Below are 4,616 nucleotides of genomic sequence, written 5' to 3'. Positions count from 1 at the left end.
CCCTTGCCCTTCTCCTAGCCTTCGGCTCTGCGAACACCTGGCAGGAGGACTTTCACCTCCCTAGTTCTGTGCCATGCCCGGCACACACGCTGAGCGCACCGGCGGCCTGACAAGGCCGTCCGAGTGACGCGGCTTGTTAAGCATTGCTCTCCAAAGCATGGCCCTGGAGATCAAATGCATAGAATTTAGTGTCGGGCGTTGGATTGAAAAAATATGGCTCAATTTCCCGGAAGCCCATTAACTCGTATAGTTCTTGCGCTTTTTTTGTGGGAGGCACGGCATCGAGGACCACTCGGGTATACCCCAAACCTTTCAGCTTAACCAATAAGTTGTCCATTAGCCGGCGCCCAAGCCCGTTACCCTGATATTGGCGCCGAACGTACAGCCGCTTCACCTCTGCGGTGTGCTCATCAAGTCGGCGAAAACCAACGCCACCGGCCACCTGCGATTGCACAATAGCAAACGTATATTGGCCGTTGGGAAGCGAGAACAAAGCCTCGAGCGAGGCCATCTCTCCCTCAAAATTCTGATAAGAAAGGTCGATATCCAGCCAATCCGCGTACTCAAGAATGAGCGCTCTCAACTCTTCACTATCTTTGGGAAAGATCACATCCCTGATCATGACCACCTGTTCCATGTTTTCGATTACTGCTTAACGAATGATATGGACTCCCCCTGCTCCCTCGGCATCGATGTGCCACATTGAAGGTGTCGAAGCCTTCAAGCGAAAGCAGGAGGAGTCATCATGAATGTTACAACCATCGGCATCGATCTGGCGAAAACTGTGTTCAGTATTCATGGCACCGATCAACACGGCAAGGTCGTGGTTCGCAAACGGCTGAATCGCCCCAAATTGTTGGCATTCTTTGCCCAACTGCCACCTTGTCTGATTGGCATGGAAGCTTGCTCCGGCGCGCACTACTGGGCGCGTGAAATGACCAAGCTCGGCCACGATGCCCGAATCATCGCTCCCCGGTTCGTGGCACCTTATCGCAAGAGCAGCAAGAACGACGACAACGATGCCGAAGCTATCTGTGAAGCGGTCAGCCGACCCAATATGCGCTTCGTTCCAATTAAGACCGAGGATCAGCAAGCGACACTCAGCCTGCATCGGATTCGTCGAGGGCTCACCAAAGAGCGCACCGCCCAAATCAATCAGATTCGAGGCTTGCTGGCCGAGTTCGGATTGATCATTCCCCAGGGACGTTACGCCGCACGCCGCCGGGTTCCGGAGATCCTTGAGGACGCCGAAAACGGCCTGCCCATGCTGGCCCGTCGCCTACTCAACAACATTAACCAGCGCATCCTTCAGCTGGATGAGGAAATCCTCGCTTATGATCGGGAAATCGAAGCCATGGCACGGCGTGACGAACAGGCAAAGCGTCTGATGGCCATACCCGGCATTGGGCCTCAAACTGCCACCGCCTTGTTAGCCAGTGCACCTGATCCCAGGCAATTCAAAAGCGGTCGGCACTTTGCTGCCTGGCTCGGATTGGTGCCCAGACAATACTCGACCGGAGGGAAGCCCCGACTGGGCAGAATCACCAAGCGTGGCGACAAATACCTGCGAACGTTGTTAATCCACGGCACCCGGGCGGTGATTGCAACGATCGATACGAAAGAAGATCGACTCAGCGCCTGGGCGAAAGAGCTCAAAGAGCGCCGGGGATACAAACGGGCCGCCGTGGCAATGGCAGCCAAGAACGCCCGAATCGTATGGGCACTACTCATGAACCAGACAGAATTTAAAACGCAGCCCGTGGAAGGCTGATAACCGAGTACCAACGACAGGCAGAACACGCCTGCCAGCCGAGTCTTGCAACGGCAAGCGATGACGGAACGGTCAGACCGAGAGTGAGAGAGTCTGTTTATGCTGACGGCCCTTAAAGGCCGACTAACGAATGAGACCCTCACTCACACGCATCATCATCCTGGCCCGGGCAGTAACGCCCACACAGAGGCCGAATGTAGAGCTGCAGTCTCAAACCGCTTCGGATTTAAATGGCGTTGCTTGACCGCAGGGGGAGTCCATGTAGCCAGCAATAAACGGCGGCCCGACAGGGGCGTCCGGTGGAGGCCGAAGGCCGGAACGAATTTGATTGCCTTGTTATATCTTGGTCAGCCACTGTGGATCGCATAATCCTTGTACGTGACCACAAATTCTTTCGCCTCTTCCAGGGTTTCCGGATAAGGCACTGTGTCGTGATGACCACTGCCCACACGAATTTTTTGAAAGCGAAAACCATGCTCAAAAAGAAAACGAATCTTGTCCCACTGCTTCTTATTCGATTTCTTGGGGGCCTTGAAGTGCCTGCCAAAATTATGTGCTGAACCGCCACACTCTGGGCATTTAAGCGTCATCGGACATTCTTCCGCCAAATCGAACTCGCGCTTGAATGACTTGCAGCATGTGAGACAAGCAAAAGCCATATTGTATGGAGTGGCCATCAGACTCACCTACAGATATAACGCTGAGCTTAGCGGCGCCCTTGCAATGAAGGCGAAGCCGCAATGAAAAGGGCGTCCGGCGGCCATCGGCCGCGTACTAAAGCGACTGGTTATATGGCATTTGGCAACGGTCGCCGCGCGTGCTTGAAGAAATAGTACGGCAGACCCACCCAAGTGAAAAATACGATACCAATAAACCAACCGGCTTTGCCCGATATATCTCGCCGTTTGAGGTCACGAAGAAGCAGAACGATACAGGCGAACGTCGTGCCCACTGTAAACCAACCTAGATAGGCTATCGCGGCTTCGCCGACATACGGCTCGTTGCCGCTGAACTGGGGTAGAAAGAAGAACTGATAAACCACCAGATAGCCCAACATGATGGCCATACCCAGCCAGATAATTCTTTGTTCGACAGTACTCATGACATATAACGCCTGGCTTTGCGGCGTGCCGGAGCGCCAGCGCAGGCGCGTCCGACAACAGCCACTGGTTAAGCTGCTTCGAAGTCCAGCCGATGAATACCATCCAGATTGACTGTGCCGCGAGCCACCCATAGGTCATACATATCTTGCATCGCCAACCAACTCTCAGGAGTACGCCCGAGAACCTTGGACAGCCGTAGCGACATTTCAGGGCTAATGCCACTATCCCCTTTGAGCAACCGAGACAAAGTGGAGGGTGAAACGCCCAGACTGGAAGCAAGCTGACGAGAGCTGATACCGAAAGGCTCCAGGTACACCTCACGAATGAATTCACCAGGATGCGGCGGATTATGCATAGTCATTAGTGATAATCCTCATAATCAAGAATGTAGGCGTTGCCGTCCTGAAATTCGAACGTCATGCGCCAATTTCCGTTAACCCTAATCGACCACCGGCCTTTGTCTTTGCCCTTCAATGGATGAAGCCGAAAACCAGGAATATCCATATCTTCCACTGAAGTCGCCGTATCCAGAGCAGCCAGCTGCATACGCAGCTTCTTGGCATGGTCGGGTTGTATGCCAGACGTGTGGCCGGTCGAGTAAAACCGCTTCAGTCCTTTGTGACGGAATGATTTAATCATGAAGGAATACTAGCACGTTGCGCACCGCGCAACAATAAAGCTTAACGCCCGCCATCACCGGTGACAAAACCAAAGCGAAGCGGAGGTTTTGGCATCCGGTGCATGGCCTGGTTAGGCACTTCTTTGAACAACCTTCAACTCTTCCAGGGCCTCGATGATATTGGATAAGCTTTCGTCAACTTTGGTGGAGATAGAACCATTTTCGTACAAATAGGCAACAAGTTTGACGGTATTGTTAAAGCAGACCTCTGCGTTGGTAAAGCGATATGCAGAGAACTTCCAATCAACGGCCACATCAACATCTGGACGAGAACACGAATTCTCTAGTTTTAATGAAGGATGAACCGCCTTATCCCTGAATTTCATGACCTGATCGATACAGGCGAAAAATTCATTATAAGTTTCCTTTTTTAGTTTGTGAGTTCGACGAAATACCTCAGATATCTGCTTTGCCCTAGAGGTCTTTTTCTTTTTCCAAGCCTCGATTTCTTCTGCACTCAATTTGGCATGAGGTCGCAACGTATCGTAAAGCCCGTCCAGTGCTATGCCACAAGCAACAATGACCTGCATTGATGGCGCAAGCTCGCGCATTAACAGCTGTTTTTGATTTTCCGAATCTTCGTCCCAATGCTCAGGAATAGCAGTGGAGGCAAGCTTGGATTGCTTCAAATTGTCATGGGCAATTTTTAGCCAGATGGGAACGACATTATATGCTGTGGAAAGAACGAGATTTCCACTAGTCTTACCTTCATCGTCCACAGAAATGGATAGGTCTCCAGGCAAGACTCCAACTGTCATTCCTTTAAAAATCAGGACTCCATTGGGCACGAGAACACCTTTTCTGATCTTGCCTAACGCCGCCAGCATGCGCGGCTTTGTAGTGGAGGCGAAGCCGCAACGAAAAAGGCGTCGCTGTGCCTGGCCTTGTTAACTCTCTTGGACAAAGCAGTCTATTGGCTCGATCGTTTGGGCTATTCGAGTGATCGCCATACATACCATAGAAAAAATTAGGGAGGCTCTGAATAAGTCTCCAAAATCAGCGATAATACGGCCATCGTCAATCGCATAGGATCGTTGCCAGCATGGATCAGATCACCTTCTCC

Annotated in this window: 7 protein-coding genes; 1 reads left to right on the top strand and 6 read right to left on the bottom strand. The window is 51.9% G+C overall.

The window, feature by feature from the left end; translation table 11 throughout:
- Nucleotides 1-136 precede the first annotated feature (136 nt).
- Complete coding sequence (locus tag ACSSVV_RS20780; RefSeq protein ID WP_036193475.1) at nucleotides 137-637, bottom strand: GNAT family N-acetyltransferase; 501 nt, start codon at nucleotides 635-637, stop codon at nucleotides 137-139.
- 108 nt (nucleotides 638-745) lie between these two features.
- Between ACSSVV_RS20780 and ACSSVV_RS20775 the strand changes: the two genes are divergently transcribed.
- The gene (locus ACSSVV_RS20775; protein WP_023011537.1) at nucleotides 746-1,771 is read left to right on the top strand and encodes an IS110 family RNA-guided transposase; all 1,026 of its coding nucleotides are present in this window, start codon (nucleotides 746-748) and stop codon (nucleotides 1,769-1,771) included.
- 347 nt (nucleotides 1,772-2,118) lie between these two features.
- Here the strand turns inward: ACSSVV_RS20775 and ACSSVV_RS20770 are convergent, their stop codons facing one another.
- The 5 genes from ACSSVV_RS20770 to ACSSVV_RS20750 all read right to left on the bottom strand — a co-directional run bounded on the left by ACSSVV_RS20770 (nucleotide 2,119) and on the right by ACSSVV_RS20750 (nucleotide 4,380).
- Nucleotides 2,119-2,448, bottom strand: coding sequence for a hypothetical protein (locus tag ACSSVV_RS20770; RefSeq protein ID WP_031211491.1), 330 nt, complete (start codon nucleotides 2,446-2,448; stop codon nucleotides 2,119-2,121).
- Between the two features lie 110 nt (nucleotides 2,449-2,558).
- A complete protein-coding gene (locus ACSSVV_RS20765; RefSeq protein ID WP_023012139.1) occupies nucleotides 2,559-2,873 on the bottom strand; it encodes a PLDc N-terminal domain-containing protein in 315 nt (104 codons plus the stop codon).
- A gap of 68 nt (nucleotides 2,874-2,941) precedes the next feature.
- Nucleotides 2,942-3,235, bottom strand: coding sequence for a HigA family addiction module antitoxin (locus ACSSVV_RS20760; RefSeq protein ID WP_023012140.1), 294 nt, complete (start codon nucleotides 3,233-3,235; stop codon nucleotides 2,942-2,944).
- A complete protein-coding gene (locus ACSSVV_RS20755; protein ID WP_031211838.1) occupies nucleotides 3,235-3,513 on the bottom strand; it encodes a type II toxin-antitoxin system RelE/ParE family toxin in 279 nt (92 codons plus the stop codon). Before ACSSVV_RS20755 ends, ACSSVV_RS20760 begins: the two co-directional genes overlap by 1 nt.
- A 111-nt stretch (nucleotides 3,514-3,624) precedes the next feature.
- Complete coding sequence (locus tag ACSSVV_RS20750; protein WP_023010672.1) at nucleotides 3,625-4,380, bottom strand: hypothetical protein; 756 nt, start codon at nucleotides 4,378-4,380, stop codon at nucleotides 3,625-3,627.
- Nucleotides 4,381-4,616: the final 236 nt, after the last annotated feature.

The organism is Marinobacter sp. MBR-105, assembly GCF_053628895.1.
Note: the sequence above shows the minus strand (reverse complement) of the source record. Positions and strands in the feature narration are given on the sequence as shown.

Excerpts from the sequence above, each read along its gene's own strand:
- ACSSVV_RS20755 (WP_031211838.1), bottom strand. The coding sequence starts at position 3,513 with ATGATTAAATCATTCCGTCACAAAGGACTGAAGCGGTTTTACTCGACC.
- ACSSVV_RS20765 (WP_023012139.1), bottom strand. The coding sequence starts at position 2,873 with ATGAGTACTGTCGAACAAAGAATTATCTGGCTGGGTATGGCCATCATG.
- ACSSVV_RS20760 (WP_023012140.1), bottom strand. The coding sequence starts at position 3,235 with ATGACTATGCATAATCCGCCGCATCCTGGTGAATTCATTCGTGAGGTG.
- ACSSVV_RS20775 (WP_023011537.1), top strand. The coding sequence starts at position 746 with ATGAATGTTACAACCATCGGCATCGATCTGGCGAAAACTGTGTTCAGT.
- ACSSVV_RS20780 (WP_036193475.1), bottom strand. The coding sequence starts at position 637 with ATGGAACAGGTGGTCATGATCAGGGATGTGATCTTTCCCAAAGATAGT.
- ACSSVV_RS20750 (WP_023010672.1), bottom strand. The coding sequence starts at position 4,380 with ATGCTGGCGGCGTTAGGCAAGATCAGAAAAGGTGTTCTCGTGCCCAAT.
- ACSSVV_RS20770 (WP_031211491.1), bottom strand. The coding sequence starts at position 2,448 with ATGGCCACTCCATACAATATGGCTTTTGCTTGTCTCACATGCTGCAAG.